A 27,000-nucleotide genomic window follows, 5' to 3' on the forward strand; every position below is an offset into this window, starting at 1 on the left:
CCACCGACAGTTCCGTGGATCAGGGCGGGTCGGCGACGACCTGCCCTGACCGAACTCGCTACCGCGCCTGCTTCTCCCGGCATCGAGGGCACGCGCACGGTGGGAAGCGGCCCGACAGGTCCAGGGGTGCGGCGTCCTTGGGCGGTCGGTACGTCGCCGTGGGGCCCCATGTCCGGCCGCTGTCCCGGGAGACCCTCAATGTGAGGTACGCGCTGATGAGCCCGCCCTCGTCCTCGTCGTGCATGCCGTCGCCTTTCACTTTCCGTGGTGATGCATGCACAGAGTGATGTGGTTCGGGGTAGCTTCGGTAGATGACCGAGCGTGACAACGGCGTGTGCACCAGGGGGAGTCGAGCCGGTGGCCATCGAGGACAATCCGCGGTCGCGGGAGCAGTACGGGCAGGAGCTGAAGCGGAGGCGGGAGACCGCCGGACTCACGCAGGAGGAGCTGAGTCAGCGTGCGGTGATGTCGCGCACGCACATCGCGCACATCGAGGCGGGGCGCCGGCGCCCCGACATCGAGGATGCGCGGCGGTTGGACCAGGTGCTGGGGGCCGGGGGGTTCTTCGAGCGGTTCCTGCCGACGCTGGACGGCAGGAAGGTCGCGGAGCATTTCGCCGAGGCGCTGGAGTTCGAGAGCAAGGCGACCGAGATCCGGGAGTACGCGCCCAAGTTGGTGCCCGGCATCCTTCAGACGCCGGCATACGCCCGCGAGGTGCTCAGTTCCGGTGCCTCGCCGAAGACCGCCGAGGAACGTGACGAGCTACTTGCCACACGTCTTGAGCGCGCCCGGATCCTGGAGAACTTCCACACGCCCCACGTCTGGATGCTGCTCGACGAGGCGGTCCTGCGGCGGAAGGTCGGCGGCGCGCAAGTGATGTGCGAGCAACTCCGGCACATCGCGGCATTGGGGGAGAGCCACCGGATCCGCGTGCACGTCCTGCCTTTCTCGGTCGGCTACCACGCCCTGTTGGAGGGGTTCGTCTCGCTCATGTGGTTCGAGGACCTGCCGCCCATCGCTTACGCGGAAGGCCTGAAGTCGGGCCGCATCCTGGAACTTCCGTCCGCGGTCCGTGAATGCCAGGTCGCCTACGATCATGCGCTGGGCGACGCGTTGTCGCACCGTAAGTCCCTGGCGCTGATCAGGTCGGTTGCGGAGGATTACGAGCATGAAGCAGCACGGGCACAGTACTCCTGACGCATCCACCCCGACGCGTTGGCGCAAATCGAGCTACAGCGGCGGCAGTAGCGGCGACTGCCTCGAGGTCGACGACGCCGCCGCCCCCGCCCGCATCCCCGTCCGTGACAGCAAGAACCCCACCGGTCCCGCCGTCGTCTTCACGCCGTCCGCCTGGTCGGCGTTTTTGAACACGTTCAAGTAAGGGCGTACGCTCATGCCATGAGCGACAGAGCCGCCCTGCTCAAGGGCATCCGTGTGTGGCTGGCCCTCTTCGTCGTGTGCCTCGTGCTCAGCGGCGCCACCGCCTTTCCACTCGTCCACGAACTGCGGTGGACCGAGGGGGCCTTGCGGGCGCTGTCGGTGCCCGAGTACCTGCCGGGGCTCATGGGGTGGATCTCCCGGGTGCGGGACGGGCTCGACACCGTCGACGCCGAGTACCCGTTCGTGCTCTACGGCACGGACTGGCTGGCCTTCGCGCACCTCGTCATCGCGGTCGCCTTCTACGGGCCGTACCGCGACCCGGTCCGCAACATCTGGGTCGTGGAGTTCGGGATGATCGCCTGCGCCGGCATCATCCCGCTCGCCCTGGTGTGCGGACCGGTGCGCGGGATCCCGTTCTGGTGGAGCCTGATCGACATGTCGTTCGGGGTGATCGGAGTGGTGCCGCTGTACGTCGTACGGAAGAAGATCAAGCGGCTGGAGCGGATCGGCCCGGCGTACGTCAGCGGTTGAACGCCGGGTAGCCGAAGCGCTCGGCCGTGCCCTGGCCGTCGCCCTTGGCGTCGGTGGAGTTGACCGAGTAGACCAGGGTGCGGGACAGGTCACGGGTGGCGGCGATGACCGTGGCGTAGCCGGGCCGCGAGCCCGTCTTGCCCCAGATGACCTTGCCGCCCAGCTCGAAGCGCTCCAGCGCCGCGCCGTAGCGGGCGCCGGGCACGTCGGGCAGGGTGAACATCTCCCTCAGCTGGGGCTCGGGCACCACCCGGCCGCGGAACAGCCCCACCAGCAGCCGCTGCAGATCGGCGGTCGTGGAGATCAGGTCACCGGCGGCGAAGCGGTCGGACATGTTCCAGTCGGTCACGTCCACCAGCTTGCCGTCGATCCAGTCGTACCCCCGGTTGTGCGGCCCGTGGATGCGGGGGTCCGGGCCGGCCGGGAAGGAGCTGTCCCGCATGCCGAGCGGCCGGAAGATCCGCACCGCCGCCTGGTGGGCGTACGAGTCGCCGGTCACCTTCTCGATGAGCATGCCGAGGACGGTGTAGTGGATGTTGTCGTACTCCTGGTGGGTGCCCGGTGCGTACGCCGGCCCCTGTGCGACGGAGGCCGCCACCACCTGCCGGGGTGTCAGCGTCTCGAAGCGGTGCGCGTAGCCGTCCTCGACCGTGTCGCCGAGGGAGGCGCCCGCGTGCAGGCCGCTGGTGTAGTTGAGCAGCTGTCGGACGGTGATCGGGGCGAAGTCGTCGGTGAGGAGGCCCGGCAGATACTGCTGCACGGTGCCGTCGAGGGAGATGCGGCCCTCCGAGGCCAGTTGGAGCACGATCGCCGCGGTGACCACCTTCGTCACAGAGCCGGCCCGGAAACGCGCGTTCTCCAGCACCGGCGCGCCGGTCCTGACGTCCCGTACCCCGGCCGCCCCGCGCCAGGTCCCGTTGCCGCCGACGCGGACGAGTGCCGCGGTGGCGTCGTGGTCGGGGAGACCGGCGATCGCGGCGGCGAGGGCCTCGGCGTCGGGACCGGCCGTCGTACGGGCCGTGGTCCGCTCGGGGGCGGCGAACGCGGGGGCGGCCAGCGGGCCACCGGCCAGCGCGAGAACGAGACCGGCGGCCAGGAGGGTGGTGGAACGGCGGGTGGTGCGTCGCATGCGGGTTCTCCCTGGAGGATCGCGGATGTCCGAAGGTTCGCGATCATCCTCGGCGGGCGTGGCCGCCCGGCGGATCGTCGGCGAGGAGGGGGCCGACCCTGACCGGGTCCCTGGTCGACCGCCCTGAAAGAGGCGGGAGTTGTCAGGGTCGACCCCGAGGGGTATCCGGGTCGTTGCCGGAAGGCGGCAGAGTTCGGCGGCAGTTTCATGCCGGACGTCGCCGTACAGGTCGGGGTGCCGGGCCGCCATAGTGAGCGTGCCGAGGAAAGATCTTGTCGCATTCCACCCGAGGAGGGGCCGCCGGCATGTCCGTCCATGTGTCCACCGTCGACTGGTGGCTCATCGCCGCCGTCGTCAGCCTGATCCACGTGGCCGCGATGCGCTGGTGCATGCCGACGCCCCACGCGAAGCGGCGCATGTCCTTCGCCCCGCTGGCCGGCTGTGTCTTCTTGGTCCCCAACGCCGCGGTGAAGGGCTACTCCGTCTCCTTCACCCTGTACCTGTACTGCAGCGTCCTGCTGATGTTCGTCATCATGCTGGTGCCGGTCAGGAAGCGGGTCGCGGCCGACATCCTGGAGCAGGAGCAGAAGCCCTGGCTCAAGGTGCAGCTCAACACCGCTGTCCTGTGGTGGTGCGGGCTGTCGGCCACGGGGTGTCTCGCGGCGACGCTCTACCTCTGGCGGTTCCTCGAGTAGCTCGGCCGTACAGGGCTGCCCGGGGCGAGAAGGTGCGGGCATGAGGACGGAGGTGGCAGGGAGGGAGTGGTCTGCCACCGTCGCCGCCGCCCAGGGCGGGGACGGGCGCTGGAGGCTACGGGCTGAGCCTCTTCCCGACCACCTGGGACGCGGTCGAGAAGGACATCACCACCGGCCCCGCCCAGGGCGCCGTGCGCTACGGCCTGGTCCGGGACACCGGCACGGACGACACCCCGGTTCCGCAGTACCCCACCCGTGCCACCCCGGCCGACCCGGCGACGGTGGCTCAGCGCTCGCGGGTCCGACTTCCCGGTGCCGCGGTGCCGCTGCGCAGCTCGTGCAGGGCGTCGACCCGGTTCGTGGTGATCGAGTCGACGCCCAGGTCGAGGAGCCGGCGCATGGAGCGGCGGGTGTCCGGGGTCCAGGCCGACAGCAGACAGCCGTCCCGGTGGACGCGGGCCGTCAGATCCCGGTCGACCAGCGAGAAGCGGTAGTTCAGCCAGCGAGGGCGCACCGCGTCCAGCAGCGCGGGCCGGGGCGGGGCCAGCGACGTCCAGGTCAGGGCGATCTCGGCGGCCGGGTCGGCGGCGCGGACGGCGAGCATCGCCTCCGCCCCCGCGCAGTAGTACACGCGCTCCCCGGCCCCGCTCTGCCGGACCACGTCCATGATCCGCCCGACCGTCCGGCGGTCCGGCCGCCCGCACAGGTCCAGCATCATCCGGCTGCCGTCCGTCGCCGCCAGCGCCTGCTCCAGCGTCGGCACCCGGCCGTCCGTCAGCCCCCGCAGCTCCTCGGCCGACAGCGCGAGCACCGGCCGGTCGACCCGCCAGAGCCGCTCCAGCGTCTCGTCGTGCAGCAGCACGGGGACGCCGTCGCGGGTGAGCCGTACGTCGACCTCCACCGCGTCCGCGCCCAGGGAGAGCGCGGCACGCAGGGAGTCGAGGGTGTTCTCGCGGAAGCGGTAGGGGGCGCCGCGGTGGGCGACGGCGGTCACGGTCTGCATGGCGCCCATTGTGCGACGCCTCAGCCGGCGGCCGACCAGGTGCTGGTGTAGGTGTCGATCTCGGCACTGATCCGCGCCTTGCCGGCCGCGTCCAGGAAGGACGCCTCCACGGCGTTCTTCGCGAGGTCGGCCAGGCCCCGCTCGTCCAGGCCGAGGAGGCGGGCGGCGACCGCGTACTCGTTGTTCAGATCGGTGCCGAACATCGGCGGGTCGTCGGAGTTGATCGTGACGAGGACCCCGGCGCCGGTGAACTCCTTGAGGGGATGCTCGTCCAGCGTCCGCACGGCCCGCGTGGCGATGTTCGAGGTCGGGCAGACCTCCAGCGGGATGCGGTGCTCGGCGAGGTGCGCGAGCAGCTTCTTGTCCCGGGCCGCACTGGTGCCGTGCCCGATGCGCTCGGCGCGCAGCTCGGTCAGCGCGTCCCACACCGTCTCCGGGCCGGTCGTCTCCCCGGCGTGCGGGACGGAGTGCAGGCCGGCGGCGATGGCCCGGTCGAAGTACGGCTTGAACTGCGGCCGGGGCACGCCGATCTCCGGGCCGCCCAGCCCGAACGACACCAGGCCCTCAGGGCGCAGCCGGTCGTCGGTGGCCAGCCGGGCCGTCTCCTCGGCGGAGTGCAGGCCGGCCTCGCCGGGTATGTCGAAGCACCAGCGCAGCACGGTGCCCAGTTCGGCCTCGGCCGCCTTGCGGGCGTCCTCGATGGCGTCCATGAAGGCCTTCTCGTCGATGCCGCGCCGGGTGGAGGAGAAGGGGGTGATCGTCAGCTCGGCGTAGCGCACCTGCTGGCGGGCCAGGTCGCGGGCGACCTCGTACGTCAGCAGCCGGACGTCGTCCGGGGTGCGGACGAGGTCGACCACCGAGAGGTACACCTCGATGAAGTGCGCGAAGTCGGTGAACGTGAAGTAGTCGACCAGGGCCTCGGGGTCGGTGGGGACCTTGGAGTCGGGGTGGCGGGCGGCCAGTTCCGAGACGATGCGGGGGGAGGCGGAGCCGACGTGGTGGACGTGCAGCTCGGCCTTGGGCAGGCCCGCGATGAAGGTGCGCAGATCGCGGTCGGCGGTGCCCTCGGCGGGTACGGCGCCGGAGTGTGCGCTGCGGTCGGTCAAGGTTCCTCCCCGGGAACGGCGCGCCGCACGCGGGCCTGGGGCCGGGGTGCGGGCGCGGGTGATCGGCTGATCGGTGACTCGGGATCATCGTAGGCCCGCCGCCCGGGTGGCCGTGGACGGCCCGTAGCATGACGGGACGTCCGGCGCAGAGGGACGGCCGGCACAGAGACGTTCAGCAGAGGGACGGCCAGGAGCAGGACGGCCGGCAGAGGGGGGCCCGCAGCATGTCCGACGAGGCGGCACAGCCGACACCACCGGAGCATCGGGTGTCCCTGGACAAGGGGGCGGACGCGCAGCCCGGTGGGGGCGGGCAGTGGCCGGCTCCGGCGCCGGGACCCTCCGGGCCGCATCCCACCCTCCACGACCACCAGACGGTCACCTCTCTTCCGACCTCCGAGGAGCCCGCGGACGCGGTGCCCCCGGCCTGGGCGAGCCCGGCGGCCCCGCCGGTTCAGCAGGGGGCCGGCTCGGGGGTGCCGGCTCAGCCGGCGTTCGCTGCGCCGGTGAATCCCTTCGCGCCTCCGGCCGCCGGTCCCGTCGCCCCTGTCGCTGCCGCGCCTCCCGTCGGTGCGCCCGTGGGTCCGTACGCGCCGCCCGGTGCGCCCGTCGTCCCGGCGGTGGAGGCGGTGCCCCCGCCTCCGATCTCGCCCGACGGGCCCGGGCAGGTGCCCTACGGCCATCCCGGCGGCCCTTCGCCCGCGTACGCGTACCCCGCGGCGCCGCAGCCTCAGCCGGGGTACGGCGTTCCCGGCTTCGCGCCCTACCCTGCCGGGCCGCCCGGATACGGCTGGCCCGGGATGGCACCGCAGCCGAACAACGGGATGGGGACGGCGTCGCTGGTGCTGGGCATCCTGGCGACGGTCGGCTTCTGTGCGTGGCCGCTGGCGTTGGTGATGGGCATCGTGGCGGTGGTGCTGGGGGCGCTGGGACGGGGCAAGGCGCGGAGGGGGGAGGCGACCAACCCCGGTGTGGCGCTGGCCGGCATCATCTGTGGCTCCACGAGCCTCGTACTGATCTTCGGGCTGGCGGCGTTCGCGATCGCCCACTACAGCTGAAGACCCGCCCCCGCTTCCCCTGACGTACCAGGGAGCTACGCCCCGGCCCCCGCCAAGTGCTCCCTCGCCTCCATCAGTGCGAAGCCCAGGAGATTGAGGCCTCGCCAGCGGGTCGGGTCCAAGGAGGCCTCGTCGGTGGCGGCGAGGCCTGTGCCCCAGACGCGGTCGACGGGGCTGGCCTCGACGAGAACGCGGTCGCCCGTGCCCAGGAGGAACCCGCGGAGGTCGTCGTCGGAGGCGAACTTGTGGATGCTGCCCTCGACGACGATGCGGAAGCGCTCCCGGGCCCACGTCTCCTCGTCGAAGTCCCGGACCAGGCGCCCCGCCTTCTTGGCCTCCGCCGGGTGCGCGGCCCCCAGTACCCGGCGCTCCGCCTCGGCGTCACCGAACAGACGCGCCTTGCCGGCCATCATCCAGTGCTCCGCCGTCGCGTACCGCACCCCCTCCACCACGAACGGTGACGGCCACCACTGACTCAGACAGCTCGGGCCGATGCTGCCGTCCCGGTGCGGGCGGTGCCCCCAGAAGTGGAGGTATGTGATCCGAGTGCCTGACCGGACCTCTCTGATCAGGGCTTCCACCCCGTCGATCTTCCCCATGCACGCGAGTCTGGCACGCACCACTGACACTCCGTCCGCCCTTTTCCGCCCCCACTCGACACCTGGTCGACAGATTCCGTCGCGTAACCAAAAGGCAACAACGGAATCACTTGTTGGAGTGCGCCTGCTCTGTCAGGATCGGCACTCAAATCGAGCTGGAGCTACGCCACCCACCCCCCGGGACGGGACGCACGGCGGAGGAGAGCGACATGCACAACCCGGGCACCACCCCGGAACGATTTCCCGCGCAGGACCGGTTCGCCGGCGGTGCGCAGTTCATCGCCGGCCGCCTCACCAAGGGCACCTCGGGCCGCACCCACGCCGTGGTCGACCCGGCCGGAGGCGACGAGGTGTACCGCTATGAGCTGGGCGGCGGCGACGACGTCGATGCCGCCGTCGCCGCGGCTCGCGAGGCCTTCCCGCAGTGGGCCGCCGCCACCCCCGGCGAGCGCTCCGACGCCCTGCACCGGTTCGCCGCCGTCCTCGCCGACCGAGCCGAGGACTTCGCCCGCGCCGAGTCCCTGCAGTGCGGCAAGCCACTGAAGCTCACGCGCGAGTTCGACGTGCCGGGGACCATCGACAACACCGCCTTCTTCGCCGGTGCCGCCCGGCATCTGCAGGGGCAGTCCGCCGGTGAGTACTCCGGCGACCACACGTCGTACGTCCGGCGCGAGCCGATCGGTGTCGTGGGATCCATCGCGCCCTGGAACTACCCCCTCCAGATGGCCGCCTGGAAGATCCTCCCGGCGATCGCCGCCGGCAACACGATCGTGCTGAAGCCGGCCGAGCTGACCCCGCTCACCTCGCTGCTGTTCGCCCAGGCCGCCACGGACGCCGGGATCCCGGACGGTGTCGTCAACATCGTCACCGGGACCGGCAAGGAGGCCGGCGAGCACCTCGTCGGACACCCCGATGTCGCCATGACCTCCTTCACCGGGTCCACGGCGGTGGGCAGGCGTGTCGCCGAGATCGCCACCGCCACCGTCAAGCGGCTGCATCTGGAGCTGGGCGGCAAGGCGCCCTTCGTCGTCTTCGACGACGCCGATCTGGAGGCGGCCGTCCACGGGGCCGTCGCCGGCGCGCTCATCAACACCGGGCAGGACTGCACGGCCGCCACGCGCGCGTACGTGCAGCGGCCGCTGTACGAGGCCTTCGTGGAGCAGACGGCCGCGCTGATGGAGACGGTGCGGCTCGGTGATCCGTTCGCCGCCGGCACCGACCTCGGGCCGCTCATCTCGCACGCCCAGCGCGACCGCGTCGCCGGATTCGTGGACCGGGCGCGCGCGTACGCGCGCGTGGTGACCGGCGGCGAGGCCCCGCAGGGCGAGCTGAGGAACGGCGCCTACTACCGGCCCACCCTGATCGCCGGCGCCGCCCAGGACAGCGAGATCGTCCAGTCCGAGATCTTCGGCCCGGTATTGGTCGTGCTGCCGTTCGACAGTGATGATGAGGGAATCCGGCTGGCCAACGACACCCCGTACGGCCTCGCCGCCTCCGCGTGGAGCAACAACGTCTACCGCGCGAACCGCGCCACCCGCGAGATCAGGGCGGGCTGCGTGTGGATCAACGACCACATTCCGATCATCAGCGAGATGCCGCACGGCGGCTACCGGGCCTCCGGCTTCGGCAAGGACATGTCGGCGTACTCGTTCGAGGAGTACACGCAGGTCAAACACGTAATGTTCGACAACACCGCGGTGGCCAGGAAGGACTGGCACCGCACCATCTTCGGGGACCGCTAGCCACGACCCGGCCCGTGACCTGGGCCGATCCCTCCGAAAGGGCACCACGCGCATGGAGCAGTACGAGCCCGACCGTCCGACACCGGCCGAAGCGGCCGCCATACGGCGCAGCCTCCGCACCGGGCGGGCGGCCCTGACCCGCCGGTCGCTGCTGCGCGCCTCCGCCGGTGGCGCGTTCGCGGCAGGCGGACTCGGGGCGCTGAGCGCCTGCGGGATCCCCGCGGCGACGAAGACGCAGGGAGGCGTGTCCGCCGACGACCACTCGGCCAAGGAGAAGGTCGTCAACTTCTCCAACTGGCCCGAGTACATCGACGTCGACGACAAGGGCAAGCGGCATCCCACGCTCGACGCGTTCGCCCGGCGGACCGGCATCCAGGTCAAGTACACCGAGGACATCAACGACAACGACGAGTTCTTCGGCAAGATCCAGCCGGAGCTCGCCGCCGGCCACGACACCGGCCGGGACCTCATCGTCCTCACCGACTGGCTGGCCGCCCGCATGATCCGCCTCGGGTACGTCCAGAAACTGGACCCGGCCAACCTGCCGCACGCCTTCGCCAACCTGTCGGACCAGTTCAGGGCGCCCGACTGGGACCCCGGCCGCGCCTACTCCTACCCCTGGCAGGGCATCTCGACCGTCATCGCGTACAACAAGAAGGCGCTCGACGGCATCGAGGTGAAGTCGGTCTCCGACCTGCTCGACAACCCGAAGCTCAAGGGCCGCGTCGGCTTCTTGACCGAGATGCGCGACAGCATCGGCATGACCATGCTCGACATGGGCATCGACCCGGGCAAGTTCACCGACGACGACTACGACAAGGTGATCGCCCGTCTGCAGAAGGCCGTCGACAAGGGCCAGATCCGCCGCTTCACCGGCAACGACTACACGTCCGACCTCACCAAGGGCGACTTCGCCGCGTGCGTCGCCTGGGGCGGCGACATCGTCCAGCTCCAGGCGGACAACCCGGACGTCGGCTACGTCATCCCCGACAGCGGCTACATGACGTCGACCGACAACATGCTGATCCCCAACAAGGCGCGGCACAAGACGAACGCCGAGCGGCTGATCGACTTCTACTACGAGCCCGAGCCGGCCGCCGAACTCGCCGCCTACGTCAACTACGTCAGCCCGGTCGCGGGAGTCGCGCCGTACCTCGCGAAGATCGACAAGACGGCGGCCAGCAACCCGCTGATCCTTCCCGACAAGGCCATGCAGGCGAAGTCCCATGCCTTCCGCGCCCTGACGCAGAAGGAAGAGACCGCCTACCAGCAGAAGTTCTCGAAGCTCACAGGGGCGTGACGACGATGACGACGACAGACAACAGCGGCGACGTCCGCCTCACCGGCATCGGCAAGACCTACGGCTCCTTCACCGCCGTGCACCCGCTGGACCTGACCGTGCCGCAGGGTTCCTTCTTCGCCCTGCTCGGCGCCTCCGGCTGCGGCAAGACCACCACCCTGCGCATGATCGCGGGCCTGGAGGAGCCGACGAGCGGCACCGTGCACCTCGGCGACCAGGACGTCACGCACCTGCCGCCGTACAAACGGCCGGTGAACACGGTCTTCCAGTCCTACGCACTCTTCCCGCACCTCGACATCTTCGAGAACGTCGCCTTCGGCCTGCGCCGGCGCGGCATCAAGAGCGTGAAGAAGCAGGTCGAGGAGATGCTGGAGCTGGTCCAGCTCGGTGAGCAGGCGCGCAAGAAGCCGCACCAGCTCTCCGGCGGCCAGCAGCAGCGCGTGGCCGTCGCCCGCGCGCTGATCAACCACCCCAAGGTGCTGCTGCTGGACGAGCCGCTCGGCGCCCTCGACCTGAAGCTGCGCCGCCAGATGCAGCTCGAGCTCAAGCGCATCCAGACCGAGGTCGGCATCACCTTCATCCACGTCACGCACGACCAGGAGGAGGCCATGACCATGGCCGACACGGTCGCCGTGATGAACGCGGGCCGCGTCGAGCAGCTCGGCTCGCCCACCGACCTGTACGAGAACCCGAACACCACGTTCGTCGCGAACTTCCTCGGCACCTCCAACCTGATCGAGGCCGAGGTCGACACGAGGAACGGCGAGGACATCGTGCTGAAGGCGGGCGGCGGCAAACTGGTGCTGCCCGCGGCGCGCTGTTCCGCCCCGGCGGCCACCGGCGGCAAGGTGCTGGTCGGCGTCCGCCCGGAGAAGATCGCCCTCACGCACGCCGACGACGCGGGGACGATCCCCGAGGGCCGCAACCGCCTCACCGGCACGATCGCCGACGCCAGCTTCATCGGCGTCTCCACGCAGTACGTGATCGACAGCCCGGTCTGCGACGAGCTCGCGGTCTACGTCCAGAACGTCGAGCGCGACGGCCGTCTGGTCCCCGGCGCCGAGGTGGTCCTGCACTGGAACCCGGCGCACACCTTCGGCCTGGACGCGGCGCAGGACATCGACGCCGGTGTGGAGACCGTCGAGGAAGAGGCCGCCTGACCATGTCGACGCTCCAAGAGGCGCCCCCGCCCCTCGCCCCCGCCGAACCCGTGCAGAAGCCGCCGCGCAGACGGGGCCGCTTCACCCCGTACTGGCTGCTGCTGCCCGGCCTCCTCTGGCTGGTCGTCTTCTTCGCCCTGCCGATGATCTACCAGGCCTCCACCTCCGTGCAGACGGGCTCCCTGGAGGAGGGCTACAAGGTCACCTGGCACTTCGCGACCTACTGGGACGCGCTCGCCGAGTACTGGCCGCAGTTCCTGCGCTCGGTCCTCTACGCGGCCGCCGCGACCGTGCTGTGCCTGCTGCTCGGCTACCCGCTGGCCTATCTGATCGCCTTCCGTGCCGGCCGCTGGCGCAACCTGATCATGATCCTGGTGATCGCGCCGTTCTTCACCAGCTTCCTGATCCGCACCCTGGCCTGGAAGACGATCCTCGCCGACAACGGCCCGGTCGTGCACACCCTGAACTCGCTGCACCTCCTGGACCTGACCAACGCCCTCGGCTGGACGGCCGGCGACCGGGTGCTCGCCACGCCCCTCGCCGTGGTGTGCGGACTGACGTACAACTTCCTGCCCTTCATGATCCTGCCGCTGTACACCTCGCTGGAGCGGATCGACGGGCGGCTGCACGAGGCGGCCGGCGACCTGTACGCCAGGCCCTGGACCACCTTCCGGAAGGTCACCTTCCCGCTGTCGATGCCGGGCGTGGTCTCCGGCACGCTGCTGACCTTCATCCCGGCGGCCGGTGACTACGTCAACGCCGAACTCCTCGGCTCCACCGACACCCGCATGATCGGCAACGTCATCCAGACGCAGTTCCTGCGGATCCTGGACTACCCGACGGCGGCCGCCCTGTCCTTCATCCTCATGGCCGCGATCCTGGCCATGGTCACGATCTACATCCGCCGCTCCGGGACGGAGGATCTGGTCTAAATGCCCTTCGTCACCTGGCTCAAGCGCCATCTCGTCGTCATCGCGGGTCTGCTGACCCTCGCCTACCTGCTGCTGCCGAACGTCATCGTCACGGTGTTCTCCTTCAACAAGCCGAAGGGGCGCTTCAACTACGAGTGGCAGCAGTTCTCCACCTCCGCCTGGAAGGACCCGTGCGGCGTCGCCGACATGTGCGGCTCGCTGTCCGTCAGCCTCCAGATCGCCGTCTGGGCCACGCTCGGCGCCACGATCCTCGGCACCATGATCGCCTTCGCGCTGGTCCGCTACCGCTTCCGCGCGCGGGGCGCCGTCAACTCGCTGATCTTCCTGCCGATGGCGATGCCCGAGGTCGTCATGGCGGCCTCGCTGCTCACCCTGTTCCTCAACATGGGCGCTCAGCTGGGGTTCTTCACGATCCTGATCGCGCACATCATGTTCTGCCTCAGCTTCGTCGTCACCGCCGTCAAGGCGCGCGTGATGTCGATGGACCCGCGCCTGGAGGAGGCCGCCCGGGACCTGTACGCCGGCCCGGTGCAGACCTTCCTCAGGGTCACGCTGCCGATCGCCGCACCCGGCATCGCCGCCGGCGCGCTGCTGTCCTTCGCGCTCTCCTTCGACGACTTCATCATCACCAACTTCAACGCGGGCTCCACCGTCACCTTCCCGATGTTCGTGTGGGGATCGGCGCAGCGCGGCACGCCCGTCCAGATCAACGTGATCGGCACGGCCATGTTCCTGGTCGCCGTGCTGTTCGTCCTGACCTCGATGGTCATCAGCAACCGCCGCAACAGCAAGAAGGCCTGAGCTCTGTAGGGAGTTGAAATCATGGCCCCAAGCGCCATGAGTCCTGGCAAAGACAACTGGATCTCCGCTCTGTCCGAAGCCCAGCCGGTCCCGTACTGGCTGGAAGACCCCGGCAAGCCCCGCCCCGAGCCCGCCCTCACCACCGCCGAGACCTGCGACCTGCTGGTCGTCGGCGGCGGCTACAGCGGACTGTGGACCGCGCTCAATGCCAAGGAGCGCGACCCGCAGCGGGACGTCGTCCTGCTGGAAGGCCGCGAGGTGGGCTGGGCCGCCTCGGGCCGCAACGGCGGCTTCTGCGCCGCCTCCCTCACCCACGGCCTGCCCAACGGCCTGGCGCGCTGGCCCGGCGAGATCCACAAGCTGGAGGAGCTGGGCCGGCGCAACCTCGACGGGATCGAGGCCGCGATCGCCCGGCACGGCATCGACTGCGACTTCGAGCGCACCGGCGAGATCGACGTCGCCACCGAGACCTACCAGGCCCGGGAACTCAAGGAGTGGCACCGGGAGCTGGAGGCCAAGGGCCTCGCCGACGGCATCGAGTTCCTGGACGCCGACGCCGTGCGCGAGCAGGTGAACTCGCCCACCTTCGAGGCGGGCCTCTGGGACCGGCGGGGCGTGGCCATGCTGCACCCCGCCAAGCTGGCCTGGGGCCTGAAGAAGGCCTGCCTGAGGCTCGGCGTGCGGGTGTACGAGCACACGCCCGCGCTGACCCTGAAGAGTTACGGCGCCGGGATGGCCGTACGCACCCCGTACGGCCAGGTCCGCGCCCGGCGGGTCGCGCTCGGCACCAACATCTTCCCGAGCCTGCTGCGACGCGTGCGGTCGTACACCGTGCCCGTCTACGACTACGCGCTGATGACCGAGCCCTTGGGGCCCGACCGCCTCGCGGAGATCGGCTGGAAGAACCGGCAGGGCCTCGGCGACTCGGCGAACCAGTTCCACTACTTCCGGCTCTCCGCCGACAACCGGATCCTGTGGGGCGGCTACGACGCGATCTACCCGTACGGCGGCCGGGTCCGCGCCGAGTACGACGACCGGCCGGAGACCTACGCCAAGCTCGCCGGGCACTTCTTCGCCTGCTTCCCGCAACTGGAGGGCGTCCGCTTCACGCACGCCTGGGGCGGGGCGATCGACACCTGCTCCCGCTTCTCGGCGTTCTTCGGCACCGCCCACCAGGGCAGGGTGGCGTACGCGGCGGGCTACACCGGCCTGGGCGTGGGCGCGACCCGCTTCGGCGCCGACGTGATGCTGGATCTGCTGGACGGGGAGCACACGGAGCGGACGGCGCTGGAGATGGTCCGCAAGAAGCCGCTGCCCTTTCCGCCGGAGCCGTTCGCCTGGACCGGCATCGCCCTGACCAAGTGGTCGCTGGCCCGCGCGGACGCGCAAGGAGGCCGGCGCAACCTGTGGCTGCGGACGATGGACCGGCTGGGTCTGGGCTTCGACAGCTGAGCCCGCCGGGCATCGGCGGGTTCGTCCGAAAGAAGTCGGGAAACCCGCGTAATGCCCCCCGTGGAGCCTCCCTCTCCCTCATGACGCGACCCGCGTCGACGAGGGAGAGGGAGGCTCTTTGCGATGACTGGGGCGAAGACCGCGGTGGAGTGGCTGGCAGCCGTCGCGCCGGACCCCGAGGCCTGCCGCTGGGAATGGGAGCGGAACCCCCTCGGGGTCGCCCTGCTGCCCGCCGGCCGGGCCTGGGACGTGCTCATCCTGCCGGGTGGCCTCGGCCGCCCGACCCTCGACGTGCTCCTGCGCGTCCTCGGCCGGCCCGGCCCGGTGCTGGCCGACTCCGGTGACGGCCGGGTCGGCTTCTTCGTGCCGCCCGGCACCGCGGCCCGCTGGCTCGGCACCGGCATCCGGACCGCCGGGCCCGGCACCTGGATCGTCGTGCCGTACCCGGGCCGGGCGGTCCGGGGGGTGCGCTGGCTGGTACCACCGGACGGCTCCGGCGCGCTCACCGACCCGGCGCTGCTGGAACTGGCGATGCACGAGGCGGCGGCGGGACCGCCCGGGCAAGCATGACGCCCGGACACCTTGACAAGCCGATTGGTCTGGACCAAGTTGAGTGCGCTCCACCCTCCAACTCCCCCCTGCCCGGAGGCCTTTGTGGACCACTCCCCACGCCCCAGACCCCTGCTCGCCCTCGTGACGGTCATGGCCCTGGCCGTGACCGGCGCGACCGCGCTGTCGTCGGCCGCCCGTGCGGCCGACGCGGACGCCGTGCGCAACGGCGGCTTCGAGTCCGGCCTCGACGGCTGGACGTGCACGGCCGGCACGACCGTCACCTCACCCGTGCACAGCGGCAGCTCCGCGCTGCGGGCGACCCCGGCCGGCAGCGACAACGCGCAGTGCACGCAGACGGTCGCCGTCCAGCCCAACTCCCAGTACACGCTCACCGGTTACGTCCGCGGCTCCTACGTCTACCTCGGCGCGACCGGCACCGGCACCACCGACGTCTCCACCTGGACCCAGTCCGCCCCCGACTGGCAGAAGCTGAGCACCACCTTCACCACCGGCGCCGCCACCACCAGGGTCACGCTCTACACCCACGGCTGGTACGGCACCGGCGCCTACCACGCCGACGACATCTCGCTGCTCGGCCCCGGCGCGAGCACGGGACAGCCGCCCGCCGCACCGGCCGGGCTGAAGCTCGGCACGGTCACCTCGTCCTCCGTCGCCCTGTCCTGGTCGCCGGTGACCGGCGCCACCGGCTACGCCGTCTACCGCGACGGGGTCAGGGTCCAGACGGCCGGCGGCACGTCGGCCACCGTGACCGGGCTGTCCCCGTCGACGGCGTACAACTTCCAGGTCACCGCGAGCAACGACGCCGGGGAGTCCGCGAAGTCGGCCGCCGTCACCGCGACGACCGGTGCCGGCACCGGCGGCAACACCCCCGGCCTGCCCACCCACGCCCTGGTCGGCTACCTGCACGCGAGCTTCGCCAACGGCTCCGGCTACACGCGCCTGGCCGACGTGCCCGACAGCTGGGACGTCATCGACCTCGCCTTCGGCGAACCCACCTCCGTGACCTCCGGCGACATCCGCTTCACCCGCTGCCCGGCCACCGAGTGCCCCACCGTGGAGAGCGACGCCGACTTCAAGGCGGCTATCCGGGCCAAGCAGGCCGCCGGGAAGAAGGTGCTCATCTCGATCGGCGGCCAGAACGGCCAGGTCCAGCTGACCACCACGGCCGCCCGGGACACCTTCGTCTCCTCGGTGTCGAAGATCATCGACGACTACGGCCTGGACGGCCTCGACATCGACTTCGAGGGGCACTCCCTGTCCCTGGACGCGGGCGACACGGACTTCAGGAACCCGACGACCCCCGTCATCGTCAACCTGATCTCGGCCCTGAAGACCCTCAAGGCCAAGTACGGCTCGCGGTTCGTGCTGAGCATGGCGCCGGAGACGTTCTTCGTGCAGAACGGCTACCAGTACTACGGCAGCGGCAAATGGGGCGGCCAGGATCCCCGCTGCGGGGCGTACCTCCCCGTCATCCATGCCCTGCGCGACGACCTGACGCTGCTGCACGTCCAGGACTACAACTCGGGGCCCATCATGGGCCTGGACAACCAGTACCACTCCATGGGCGGCGCCGACTTCCACATCGCCATGACCGACATGCTGCTCACCGGCTTCCCGGTCGCGGGCGACCCGGGCAACGTCTTCCCGCCGCTGCGCCCCGACCAGGTCGCCATCGGCATGCCGGCGTCCACCAACGCGGGCAACGGCTACGTCCCCCCGGCCGAGGTCACCAAGGCTCTGGACTGCCTGACGAAGAGGACGAACTGCGGTTCGTACGCGACCCACGGGACCTGGCCGGGGCTGCGGGGTCTGATGACGTGGTCGGTGAACTGGGATCGCTACGCGAACGGGGAGTTCCAGAAGACGTTCGACGCGTACTTCGGCTGAGGGCGAGTTCGCCGCCCCGGTCGAGGGCGACGGAGAGGGCGGTCAGCAGGACCGCGGTCAGGCACCAGCTCGCAAAGACGTCCAGGGGCCAGTGGTAGCCCTGGCGGACCAGACCGAAGCCGACGCCGGCAGTGACGAGGACGTAGCCGATGACCAGCTCCCGGCGGGCGTGGGCCGAGCGCAGCCAGGGCAGCAGGAGCAGGGTCGCGCAGCCGTACGCGACCCCCGCCGTCGCCGTGTGCCCGGACGGGAAGTAGCCGACGGCCGGGGGCATCGCGGGTGTCCCCGGCCGGGCGGTCCAGTCCTTCAGCGGAACGACGATCGCCGGGACCAGCGCCATCACCGCGACCGCGGCGACCGGCGGGACCCACCACAGGTCCGTACCGGTGGCACGGCCCCGTCGGCCGGCGTACGCGGCGACGACGGCCAGCACGGGCAGGGCGACCCGGACGTCACCGAGGTCGGACAGGAGCTGGGAGAAGGGGTCCGGATGGATGAGCGCCCGGCTCAGCCGCGCGTCCACGCGCAGCAGCGGGCCGGCTGTGACGACCTGCCAGGTGATAACGGCGAAGAGGACGGCCGGGACACCGAGGAGGAGCGGGCGGCGGACGGGCGCTGAGGTCACGGGGACCAGCTTCTCAGGTCCCGCCCCGATGCGACGGCATCCGAAAGAAGAGGAAAAAGAGGAAGGAGGTCGGCCGCCCCGGAACAGGGGGGGTGGTTCCGGGGCGGCCGTCCGGATCGGAACGTCGCTCGCCCCGGGGGGTTTGGGGCGGCGACCGTCCGATCGGTGAGGAGATCCCGGAGCCGTCAGGCCCCGGTGTGCGCGAGGGCACGACCAGGTCGAAGCTGGGGAGGCCCCGGCCTGAGATCGCCCACAGTCCCCTGTGGGCGGGGTGTATCTCTCATCTGGGGAAGAACCTACGACAGGCGAAGGCGCTTGGGCAGACGTATTCGCGTCCCGACATCCACCTCGCACACCTTCTTCACACGGCCTGCCGCAGGCCACCTCCACAGGTGCGGACCACTCGCTCAGATGCGCGAACCCGGGCCCGCGAAGGGCGGACTCAGATCCGCGCGAAGGCCTGCTCGATGATGTCCAGGCCCTCGCCCAGCAGGTCCTCGCCGATCACCAGCGGGGGCAGGAAGCGCAGCACGTTGCCGTAGGTGCCGCAGGTCAGGACCAGCAGGCCCTCGGCGTGGCAGGCCTTGGCGAGCGCGGCGGTGGCCTCCGGGTTCGGCTCCTTGGTGGTGCGGTCCTTGACCAGCTCGATGGCGATCATCGCGCCGCGGCCGCGGACGTCGCCGATGATGTCGAACTTCTCGGCCATGGCGGTGAGGCGGGACTTCATGACCGCCTCGATGTTCTTCGCCCTGGCGTTGAGGTCCAGCTCCTTCATCGTCTCGATGGCGCCGAGCGCACCGGCGCAGGCCACCGGGTTGCCGCCGTAGGTGCCGCCCAGGCCGCCCGCGTGCGCGGCGTCCATGATCTCGGCGCGGCCGGTCACGGCGGCCAGCGGCAGACCGCCCGCGATGCCCTTGGCGGTCGTGATCAGGTCCGGGACGATGCCCTCGTCCTCGCACGCGAACCACTGGCCGGTGCGGCAGAAGCCGGACTGGATCTCGTCGGCGACGAACACGATGCCGTTGTCGGCGGCGAACTGGCGGATCGCCGGCAGGAAGCCCTTGGCCGGCTCGATGAAGCCGCCCTCACCGAGCACCGGCTCGATGATGATCGCGGCCACGTTGTCCGGGCCGACCTGCTTGGTGATCTGGTCGATGGCCTGCTTGGCGGCCTCCGGGCCCGCGTTCTCCGGGCCGGTCGGCCAGCGGTAGCCGTAGGCGACCGGCACGCGGTACACCTCGGGGGCGAACGGACCGAAGCCGTGCTTGTACGGCATGTTCTTCGCGGTCAGCGCCATGGTGAGGTTGGTCCGGCCGTGGTAGCCGTGGTCGAACACGACGACCGCCTGGCGCTTGGTGTACGCACGCGCGATCTTGACGGCGTTCTCGACGGCCTCGGCGCCCGAGTTGAACAGCGCGGACTTCTTGGCGTGGTCACCCGGGGTGAGCTCCGCGAGGGCCTCGGCGACCTCCACGTAGCCCTCGTACGGGGTGACCATGAAACAGGTGTGGGTGAAGTCGGCCAGCTGGGCGCTCGCGCGGCGTACGACGGCCTCGGCGGAGGCGCCGACGCTCGTCACGGCGATGCCGGAACCGAAGTCGATCAGCCGGTTGCCGTCGACGTCCTCGATGATGCCGCCACCCGCGCGCACGGTGAACACCGGCAGCACGGAGCCCACGCCCTGCGCGACCGCGGCGGTACGGCGGGCCTGCAGCTCCTGCGACTTCGGGCCGGGAATGGCGGTGACGACGCGGCGCTCCTGCGGAAGTGCGGTCATGCGGGGCTCCTGGGGGTATTACGGACGCTTTCCTTCTTTTCTCGCAGGCTAGGACGGCCACCGGGGGGTGGGCATGCTCCATGTGGGCGTTGTCGTCGAGGCCGGTTGTCCGTGGTGGACATAGCAGCCGGACCGCGATACGCCCGGACGGGCCTTCCTCTCGGCCGCGTAAGCGGTGAACTCCCCTTCCCGGGGCGTTAGATTGGCTCGCTGATGGTGGACGGAACGGCTGGTCAGGGGGCAACCGAGATGGACAGCGACGGGACGCGGGACGTGCGCGGCACGCATGCGAACCCTGTGCCGCGCCCGGCGGTGCCCCGGGAGGCCGCGGCGGTGCCGCCCATGCCCCCGGCCCCCCCGGGCGCGCCGCCGAGGCCGGACGGCGCGGCGTTCCTCGCCTGGCTGCGCGCGCCCCGCCCGGAGGCGGCACCGGGCGTGTGGCGCCTCGACCACCGGCCCCGCCCCGACCAGGAACCCGAGCTGATCCCGGCCCGGCAGCTGCTGAGCGGGGCGCTGATCGCGTTCCTGGTGGGGTGGCTGGTGTGGTCGCTGCTGTGGAACGGCTACCTCGGCGGCTGGTGGGTGCTGCCGCTCGAACTGTTCACTCCCGACTCCTGGCGCCAGGGCAACGACCGTATCGGCAACGCCGTCCTCTGGTACTCGTACTACACGCTCATCGCCCTGGCGATCATGCTGGTCGTCGGCCGGCTCGGCCGCTGGGGCGAGGTCTGGCGCCGCTACGGCCCGCCCGCCTGGCGTCCCGCCGAACCCGCCGCCGCACCGCCGCCCGCCCCCGAGCAGGACCCCGCCGAGTGGCCCGAGCTGCGCCGGGCCGGGGCGCACGAGGCCGCCGAACGGCTGGCCGCCGACGCCCGGGCCGGGCTCATGCGCGACGTCGACCTGGCCCGGATCAGCCGCGCCTGGCAGGGCGTACGGTCCGGCACTCACAGTCTCGCCACCTTCACCGGCACCGTGCTCAGGGACGGTGCCGCCGCGTGTCTGCACCCCTCCGGCGAGCGCGACCTGCCCGCCCGGCATGCCCGGCACGACCTGCTCACCGGCCAGGTCCGGGTGGGCACCGCCGCCGACGACCCCCGCAACCCGTACCACTACCGGGGCGCCGGCCTCGCCCTCGGCCCCGATCTGCTCGGCACCTCGCTGCTCGCCGTCGGACCGGCCGGCTCCGGCAAGACCGGCTCCGTGGTCCGGCCGCTCGCCGAGTCGCTCTGCCTGCACGCCCTCGCCGGACGCGCCGCCGTGGTCGTCGTCGGCGCGGCGGGCGCCGGGCTCGGGCCGGCCGAGTCGTACGACGTCGTGGTCCGCATCGGGCACCCGGACTCCGTCTACGACCTCGACCTGTACGGCGGCACCACCGATCCCGACGAGGCCGCCGCCATACTCGCCGAGGCCCTCGTCGGCGACCTCGCCGACCCGCACCCCGGCGGTGACAGCCGCCGCTCCACCACCGTCCTCGCCCAGCTGCTCGGGCCCTTCCACGCCGTCCACGACCGCTTCCCGTCCGTGCCCGAGCTGCGCCAGCTGCTCGACGGCACGCCCGGCCCGCTGGCCGCGCTGCGCAAGGGGCTCACCGACACCGGCCAGGAGTCGCTGCTGCGCGAACTGGACGCCCGGGAGCGGCAGATGGCCCACCCCGGCGACGTCGGCGCCGTACTCGCCGACCGGATCGCGCTGCTCGACCGGCCCGCCTTCGCCTCCTTCTTCGACACCTCCGGAGAGTCCCGGCCGTTCTCCCTCAAGGCCCTCGACCACCCCGTCCGGGTGCGCATCGACCTGCCCCAGCGCGGGCACGCCGACGCCTCCCGGATCCTCGCCCGGCTGGTGCTCGCCCAGTTCACGGCCGGTGTGACGGTGCGGGAGGACCGCTCGCTCTTCGCCTGCCTGCTGCTGGACGACGCCTCCGGTGTCGTCACCCCGGAGGCCGTGCGCGGCATCCAGCGGCTGCGGTCGGTGAACGCCGGTGCCGTGCTGACCCTGCGCACCCTGGACGACGCCCCCCGGCCGCTGCGCGGCCCGCTGCTCGGCGCCACCGGGTGCCGGATGGCGCTGTCCGGGCTCACCCCCTGGGACGGGCAGGACTTCGCCGAGGTGTGGGGCAAGGAGTGGACCGAGACCCGGGACGTCACCGACCGGCAGATCATCGCCGAGACCCCGGCCGGCAAGGCCGTCCACATGCTGCGCCGCGTCATCACCGGCCAGGCACCCACCGCCCGTGCCGTCACCGTCCGCCAGGTGGAGCGCGAGCGCTGGTCGGCCTCCGAACTGGCGCACGGCGTGCCGCCGGGGCACGCGGTGCTGTCGCTGACGACGGTACGGGGGGAGCACGCACCGCCGCTGCTGGTGGACCTGCGGGGCTGAGGAGGCCCGGTTGCGCCGTCGGGTCATCACCGGACCGTACGGTGAGGCAGAATCGGCATAGGTCGTTCATACGCGGCGGCCAAATGATCACCACGATCACCGGATCTCCCTCACCGTGAAGGCACCATGCCCCCGACGCTCGCCTCGCTCGTCCACCACTCCGCGCTCAAGCTGACCGTGCGGGCGGGCGGGGACCGGCTCGACGTGCCCGTGCGCTGGGCCCATGTGAGCGAGCTGGCCGACCCCGTGCCCTACATGGAGGGCGGCGAGCTGCTGCTGATCACCGCGCTCAAGCTGGACGCGGAGGATCCGGAGGCCATGCGGCGGTATGTGAAGCGGCTCGTCGGCGCCGGTGTCGTCGGGCTCGGCTTCGCCGTCGGCGTCAACTACGACGAGGTGCCGCGGGCCCTGGTCGACGCCGCCGAGCACGAGGGGCTGCCGCTGCTGGAGGTGCCCCGCCGCACCCCCTTCCTCGCCATCAGCAAGGCGGTCTCCGCCGCGATCGCCGCCGACCAGTACCGGGCCGTGACGGCCGGCTTCGCCGCCCAGCGCGAACTGACCCGGCAGGCCCTGAACCACGGCCCCGAGGGGCTGCTCGCCGCGCTAGCCGCGCAGGTCGACGGCTGGGCGGCGCTGTACGACGCCTCGGGCGCCGTCGTCGCCACCGCACCGGAGTGGGCCGGCCGCCGGGCCGCCCGGCTGACGGCCGACGTCGAACGGCTCCGGGAGCGGCCCGCGCCCGCCTCCTCGGTGGTCGGCGGACCGGACAACGAGGACCGCGTCGAGCTGCACTCCCTGGGCACCGGCCGGCGCCCGCGCGCCGCCCTCGCCGTCGGCACGGCCGCCGCCCTCGGCACCGCCGAACGGTACGCGGTCCACTCCGCCATCGCCCTGCTCACCCTCACCACCGAGCGCTCCCGCTCCCTGCACGCGGCCGAGCAGCGCATCGGCGCCGCCGTGCTGCGCATGCTGCTCGCCGGGCAGCCGGACCACGCCCGGGCCGTCGCCGGGGACCTGTACGGCGGGCTGCTCGACGCGCCGTTCCGGGTGATCGTCGCCGAGGCGGTGTCCGGGGGTGACCCGCTGGGCGGGCTCACCGAGGCCGTGGAGTCGGCCGCCGCCCGCTCCGGGGAGGCCGTGCTCGTCGTGCCCGAGGGGGAGCGGCTGGTGGTGCTGGCCGCGGACGGGGGAGCGGCGGTGGGCGCGTGCACCGCGTACGCGGCGGCTCTGGAGGGGGCCCGGTCCGCGCCGGAGCAGCCGGCGGCGGAGGAGGACGACGAACTGGTGGTCGGCCTGTCCGCGCCCGCCGGGCCGATCGCCGCGGCCGCCGCCTACAAGCAGGCCGAGCAGGCGCTGTCGGTGGCCCGGCGGCGGGGGCGGATGCTGGTCGAGCACGAGCAGCTCGCGGCGGGTTCGGTGCTGCCGCTGCTGGCCGACGACGCGGTGAAGGCGTTCGCGGACGGGCTGCTGCGGGCGCTGCACGAACACGACGCCACCGGGCGGGGCGACCTGGTCGCCTCGCTGCGGGCCTGGCTGTCCCGGCACGGCCAGTGGGACGCGGCCGCGGCCGATCTGGGCGTCCACCGGCACACCTTGCGCTACCGGATGCGGAGGGTGGAGGAGATCCTGGGGCGGTCGCTGGACGATCCGGACGTACGGATGGAGCTGTGGCTCGCCCTGAAGGCGACGTCGGGCGAGTGACGGACCGTCCCTCGCTCACCGGCGTGAGAGGTGACTCCGGCCACTGTGCCAAACCGTAGTGACCCGGCCCCCAACTGCTACGGCTCGGACAAGCGCCCGCCGCCCTCCCCAGCCCTACCGTGGAGCTCGAACCGAACGACACCCCCAACGCGGAAGGGCCGGGACTCCAGACATGACTTCCACCCACGCCTTCTGGCTCGCCGGCCGCCAGGTCACCGGCGAGGACAGCTTCGACGTCACCTCCCCGTGGGACGGCCGTCTCGTCGGCACGGTCGGCGTGCCGAGCGACGCGCAGGTCGAGGAGGCCGTGGCCGCCGCGTATGCCGTCCGCGAGGACTTCGCCGGCACCCCGGCCCACGTCCGCGCCGCCGCCCTCGACCACGTCAGCAAGCGGCTGGCCGAGCGCGCCGAGGAGATCGCCCAGCTGATCTCCGCCGAGAACGGCAAGCCGGTCAAGTGGGCCCGGGGCGAGGTCGGCCGCGCCGTCTCCGTCTTCCGGTTCGCCGCCGAGGAGGCCCGCCGGTTCAACGGCGGCGAGGCCCAGCGGCTCGACACCGACGCGGGCGGCCAGGGCCGGCTCGCCCTCACCCGCCGCTTCCCCAAGGGCGTCGTGCTCGGCATCGCGCCGTTCAACTTCCCGCTGAACCTGTGCGCGCACAAGGTCGCCCCGGCCATCGCCGCGGGTGCCCCGATCATCCTCAAGCCGGCCCCGGCCACCCCGCTGTCCGGCCTGATCCTCGGTGAGCTGCTCGCCGAGACCGACCTGCCGGCCGGCTCGTGGTCGATCCTCCCGGTGCCGAACGACAAGATGCCGGCCCTCGTCCAGGACGAGCGGCTGCCGGTCATCTCCTTCACCGGTTCCGAGAAGGTCGGTTACGCGATCATGGACTCGGTGCCGCGCAAGCACTGCACCCTGGAGCTGGGCGGCAACGGCGCGGCCGTCGTCCTCGCCGACTGGGCGAGCGACGCCGACCTCGACTGGGCCGCGAACCGCATCGCGACCTTCTCCAACTACCAGGGCGGCCAGTCCTGCATCTCCGTGCAGCGCGTGATCGCCGACGCCTCCGTGTACGACCGCCTGCTGCCGCGCATCGTCGCCGCCGTCGAGGCCCAGGTCACCGGTGACCCGAGCGACGCCGCGACCGACGTCGGCCCGCTGGTCAGCGAGGACGCCGCCCGGCGCGTCGAGTCGTGGGTGGACGAGGCCGTGTCGGCGGGCGCCAAGCTCCTCACCGGCGGCAAGCGCGACGGCGCCTCCTACGCGCCGACCGTCCTCACCGAGGTGCCGGCCGACGTGACCCTCTCCTGCGAGGAGGTCTTCGGTCCCGTCCTGACCGTGCAGAAGGTGGACGGCGAGGCCGAGGCGTTCGCCGCGGTCAACGACTCCAAGTACGGCCTCCAGGCAGGCGTGTTCACGCACGACCTCCAGGTCGCCTTCCGCGCCCACCGCGCCCTCGAGGTCGGTGGCGTGGTCGTCGGCGACGTCCCGTCGTACCGCGCCGACCAGATGCCGTACGGCGGCGCCAAGCAGTCGGGCGTGGGCCGCGAGGGCGTCAGGTTCGCGATGGACGACTACACATACGAGCGCGTGCTGGTCCTCACCGGGCTCGCGCTCTGACCTGCCACGGACAGGTCGACGAACGGCCGGAGCCCACTGTGCGGGGGCTCCGGCCGTTTCCTGTTGCCGGGTAAAGGATTCGGCATCGACCGGTCAACAGCCTTGTTCTGTGCATGACTCACTCGATGGGATGCGAGTCGACCACTCGTCCGATCGCGGACCTCTCAGGGGAATTCATGCACACTGCCCGTACCGGGCGCGGCGTCGCGGCTTCCGCGGCCACCACCGCCGCCCTCGTCGCCGCCGCCCTGGCGACCACCTCACCGGCCGGCGTCACCAGCGCGGCCGCCGCCGTACCGCACACCAAGGCGGTGCCGGCCATAGCGGGGCACACCCTGGTCCACGGCGTGTCCAGCCCGCTGCCCATCGGGCAGTGCGAGGCCAAGTGGCACATCGCCTGCTACAACCCGCTGCAGTACCGCACGGCCTACAACCTCAACCCGCTGTACCGCAAGGGCATCACGGGCAAGGGACGCACCATCGTCATCGTCGACTCCTTCGGCTCCCCGACGATCCAGCACGACCTCGACGTCTACAGCAAGCAGTTCGGCCTGCCCAGCACCAAGGTCAAGGTGGTCAGGTGGGGGCACGTCCCCGCCTTCGACCCCAAGAACTCCGACATGACCGGCTGGGCCGGCGAGAGCACCCTGGACGTCGAGATGGCCCACGCCGTGGCGCCGGGCGCGAAGATCGTCCTGGTGGAGACGGCGGTCTCGGAGACCGAGGGCACCACCGGGCTGCCGGAGATGATGGACGCCGAGAAGTACCTGATCGACCACGGCACCGGCGACGTCATCAGCCAGAGCTTCGGGGCCACCGAGAACACCTTCCCCGGCTTCGCCAGGGGCGACTTCTCCAGCATCAAGAACCTGCGCTACGCCTTCCGGGCCGCGGCCAGGAAGCACGTCACCGTTCTCGCCTCCTCCGGCGACGGCGGCGCCACCGACCTGAAGGCGGACGGCAAGACGTACTACAAGAAGCGCGTCAACTCCTGGCCCTCCTCGGACCCGCTGGTCACCTCCGTCGGCGGTACCCAGCTCCACCTGAACGACAAGGGCGAGCGCGTCAGGCCGGACAGCGTCTACAACGACTACGGCGCGGGCGGCGGCGGCCAGTCCCACGTGTTCTCCCGCCCGGCCTTCCAGAACGGTGTGAAGAAGGTCGTCGGCTCCCGCCGCGGCACCCCGGACGTGTCGCTGGCCGCCGCGGTCAACGGCGGCGCCTGGATCTACTCCAGCTTCGACCCGACCGCCACCGGCTGGGACGTCACCGGCGGCACCAGCGAGGCCAGCCCGCTCTTCTCGGGCATCGTCGCCCTCGCCGACCAGGCGGCCGGCCACCGGCTGGGCAACATCGACAAGGCGCTGTACACCCTCTCCCGGCACAGGGGCACCGGCATCGTCGACGTCAACGACGGCACCGACAACAGCTACTCCGACGTCACCGGCTACCAGGCCGTCAAGGGCTACGACATGGCCACCGGCGTCGGCACCGTGGACGCCCTCCGCTTCGTGACCGCGCTCGCCGACCCCGGCCACCGGGGCTGAGGGAGCGCGGC

The 27,000-nt window shown here is 71.6% G+C and carries 22 protein-coding genes and 2 pseudogenes; 18 read left to right on the top strand and 6 right to left on the bottom strand.

The window, feature by feature from the left end; translation table 11 throughout:
• Positions 1–357 precede the first annotated feature (357 nt).
• From ACZ404_RS27910 to ACZ404_RS27920, 3 genes are read left to right on the top strand one after another with little or no spacing between them, the layout of a single operon-like run.
• Positions 358–1,197: a helix-turn-helix domain-containing protein gene (locus ACZ404_RS27910; RefSeq protein WP_468444502.1), complete on the top strand. Its 840-nt coding sequence runs from the start codon at positions 358–360 to the stop codon at positions 1,195–1,197.
• Complete coding sequence (locus ACZ404_RS27915) at positions 1,169–1,381, top strand: DUF397 domain-containing protein (protein ID WP_468444504.1); 213 nt, start codon at positions 1,169–1,171, stop codon at positions 1,379–1,381. The genes ACZ404_RS27910 and ACZ404_RS27915 overlap by 29 nt, the downstream gene beginning before the upstream one ends.
• 17 nt (positions 1,382–1,398) lie before the next feature.
• Positions 1,399–1,911, top strand: a complete 513-nt coding sequence (locus ACZ404_RS27920; protein WP_468444506.1) for a hypothetical protein — start codon at positions 1,399–1,401, stop codon at positions 1,909–1,911.
• On the opposite strand, the gene ACZ404_RS27925 is transcribed toward ACZ404_RS27920, so the two are convergent.
• Positions 1,901–3,040, bottom strand: coding sequence for a serine hydrolase domain-containing protein (locus ACZ404_RS27925; RefSeq protein ID WP_468444508.1), 1,140 nt, complete (start codon positions 3,038–3,040; stop codon positions 1,901–1,903). The genes ACZ404_RS27920 and ACZ404_RS27925 overlap by 11 nt on opposite strands.
• Positions 3,041–3,345: 305 nt before the next feature.
• Here ACZ404_RS27925 and ACZ404_RS27930 point away from each other — a divergent pair, with 305 nt between their 5' ends.
• Positions 3,346–3,735 carry a hypothetical protein gene (locus ACZ404_RS27930; protein ID WP_468444509.1) on the top strand — a complete coding sequence of 130 codons (390 nt, stop codon included), beginning with the start codon at positions 3,346–3,348 and terminating at the stop codon, positions 3,733–3,735.
• Positions 3,736–3,851: 116 nt separating this feature from the next.
• Positions 3,852–4,037 (top strand): annotated as a pseudogene (locus tag ACZ404_RS27935) (sigma-70 family RNA polymerase sigma factor); the annotation flags it as partial.
• Here ACZ404_RS27935 and ACZ404_RS27940 read toward each other — a convergent pair.
• Together ACZ404_RS27940 and ACZ404_RS27945 are read right to left on the bottom strand one after the other, a co-directional pair.
• Positions 4,022–4,738 (bottom strand): glycerophosphodiester phosphodiesterase, encoded by a 717-nt coding sequence (locus ACZ404_RS27940; RefSeq protein WP_468444511.1) that lies wholly within the window; start codon positions 4,736–4,738, stop codon positions 4,022–4,024. The pseudogene ACZ404_RS27935 and the gene ACZ404_RS27940 overlap by 16 nt on opposite strands.
• A gap of 20 nt (positions 4,739–4,758) precedes the next feature.
• Positions 4,759–5,844 (bottom strand): adenosine deaminase, encoded by a 1,086-nt coding sequence (locus ACZ404_RS27945; protein ID WP_468444513.1) that lies wholly within the window; start codon positions 5,842–5,844, stop codon positions 4,759–4,761.
• Between the two features lie 224 nt (positions 5,845–6,068).
• On the opposite strand from ACZ404_RS27945, the gene ACZ404_RS27950 reads away from it, so the two are divergent.
• Positions 6,069–6,899 (top strand): DUF4190 domain-containing protein, encoded by an 831-nt coding sequence (locus tag ACZ404_RS27950; protein ID WP_468444515.1) that lies wholly within the window; start codon positions 6,069–6,071, stop codon positions 6,897–6,899.
• A gap of 35 nt (positions 6,900–6,934) precedes the next feature.
• Here ACZ404_RS27950 and ACZ404_RS27955 read toward each other — a convergent pair whose 3' ends face one another.
• Positions 6,935–7,498: an NADAR family protein gene (locus tag ACZ404_RS27955; protein ID WP_468444517.1), complete on the bottom strand. Its 564-nt coding sequence runs from the start codon at positions 7,496–7,498 to the stop codon at positions 6,935–6,937.
• Between the two features lie 209 nt (positions 7,499–7,707).
• Here ACZ404_RS27955 and ACZ404_RS27960 point away from each other — a divergent pair, with 209 nt between their 5' ends.
• The 8 genes from ACZ404_RS27960 (at position 7,708) to ACZ404_RS27995 (ending at position 17,345) form a co-directional block, all read left to right on the top strand.
• Entirely contained in the window at positions 7,708–9,240 is a 1,533-nt protein-coding gene (locus tag ACZ404_RS27960; RefSeq protein ID WP_468444518.1) for a gamma-aminobutyraldehyde dehydrogenase, read from the top strand.
• A 52-nt stretch (positions 9,241–9,292) separates the two neighbouring features.
• A complete protein-coding gene (locus tag ACZ404_RS27965; protein ID WP_468444520.1) occupies positions 9,293–10,540 on the top strand; it encodes an ABC transporter substrate-binding protein in 1,248 nt (415 codons plus the stop codon).
• Complete coding sequence (locus ACZ404_RS27970; protein WP_468444522.1) at positions 10,537–11,700, top strand: ABC transporter ATP-binding protein; 1,164 nt, start codon at positions 10,537–10,539, stop codon at positions 11,698–11,700. Before ACZ404_RS27965 ends, ACZ404_RS27970 begins: the two co-directional genes overlap by 4 nt.
• Before the next feature lie 2 nt (positions 11,701–11,702).
• The gene (locus ACZ404_RS27975; RefSeq protein WP_468444524.1) at positions 11,703–12,632 is read left to right on the top strand and encodes an ABC transporter permease; all 930 of its coding nucleotides are present in this window, start codon (positions 11,703–11,705) and stop codon (positions 12,630–12,632) included.
• Positions 12,633–13,433 carry an ABC transporter permease gene (locus ACZ404_RS27980; protein WP_468444526.1) on the top strand — a complete coding sequence of 267 codons (801 nt, stop codon included), beginning with the start codon at positions 12,633–12,635 and terminating at the stop codon, positions 13,431–13,433.
• 21 nt (positions 13,434–13,454) lie between these two features.
• The gene (locus ACZ404_RS27985; RefSeq protein WP_468444528.1) at positions 13,455–14,885 is read left to right on the top strand and encodes an NAD(P)/FAD-dependent oxidoreductase; all 1,431 of its coding nucleotides are present in this window, start codon (positions 13,455–13,457) and stop codon (positions 14,883–14,885) included.
• Between the two features lie 123 nt (positions 14,886–15,008).
• Complete coding sequence (locus tag ACZ404_RS27990) at positions 15,009–15,455, top strand: hypothetical protein (protein ID WP_468444530.1); 447 nt, start codon at positions 15,009–15,011, stop codon at positions 15,453–15,455.
• Positions 15,456–15,587: 132 nt separating this feature from the next.
• Complete coding sequence (locus tag ACZ404_RS27995) at positions 15,588–17,345, top strand: chitinase (protein ID WP_468444653.1); 1,758 nt, start codon at positions 15,588–15,590, stop codon at positions 17,343–17,345.
• A gap of 91 nt (positions 17,346–17,436) precedes the next feature.
• Here the strand turns inward: ACZ404_RS27995 and ACZ404_RS28000 are convergent.
• Positions 17,437–17,685, bottom strand: a pseudogene (locus ACZ404_RS28000) (phosphatase PAP2 family protein); the annotation flags it as partial.
• 727 nt (positions 17,686–18,412) lie between these two features.
• Complete coding sequence (gabT, locus tag ACZ404_RS28005) at positions 18,413–19,747, bottom strand: 4-aminobutyrate--2-oxoglutarate transaminase (RefSeq protein WP_468444532.1); 1,335 nt, start codon at positions 19,745–19,747, stop codon at positions 18,413–18,415.
• A 249-nt stretch (positions 19,748–19,996) separates the two neighbouring features.
• On the opposite strand from gabT, the gene ACZ404_RS28010 reads away from it, so the two are divergent.
• From ACZ404_RS28010 to ACZ404_RS28025, 4 genes are all read left to right on the top strand, one after another.
• The gene (locus ACZ404_RS28010) at positions 19,997–22,123 is read left to right on the top strand and encodes an ATP-binding protein (protein ID WP_468444534.1); all 2,127 of its coding nucleotides are present in this window, start codon (positions 19,997–19,999) and stop codon (positions 22,121–22,123) included.
• 126 nt (positions 22,124–22,249) lie between these two features.
• Positions 22,250–23,824: a PucR family transcriptional regulator gene (locus tag ACZ404_RS28015; RefSeq protein ID WP_468444536.1), complete on the top strand. Its 1,575-nt coding sequence runs from the start codon at positions 22,250–22,252 to the stop codon at positions 23,822–23,824.
• Positions 23,825–23,996: 172 nt separating this feature from the next.
• A complete protein-coding gene (locus ACZ404_RS28020) occupies positions 23,997–25,442 on the top strand; it encodes an aldehyde dehydrogenase family protein (RefSeq protein WP_468444537.1) in 1,446 nt (481 codons plus the stop codon).
• A gap of 176 nt (positions 25,443–25,618) precedes the next feature.
• The gene (locus tag ACZ404_RS28025; protein ID WP_468444539.1) at positions 25,619–26,989 is read left to right on the top strand and encodes a S53 family peptidase; all 1,371 of its coding nucleotides are present in this window, start codon (positions 25,619–25,621) and stop codon (positions 26,987–26,989) included.
• Positions 26,990–27,000: the final 11 nt, after the last annotated feature.

Source organism: Streptomyces sp. NPDC030798, assembly GCF_055572275.1.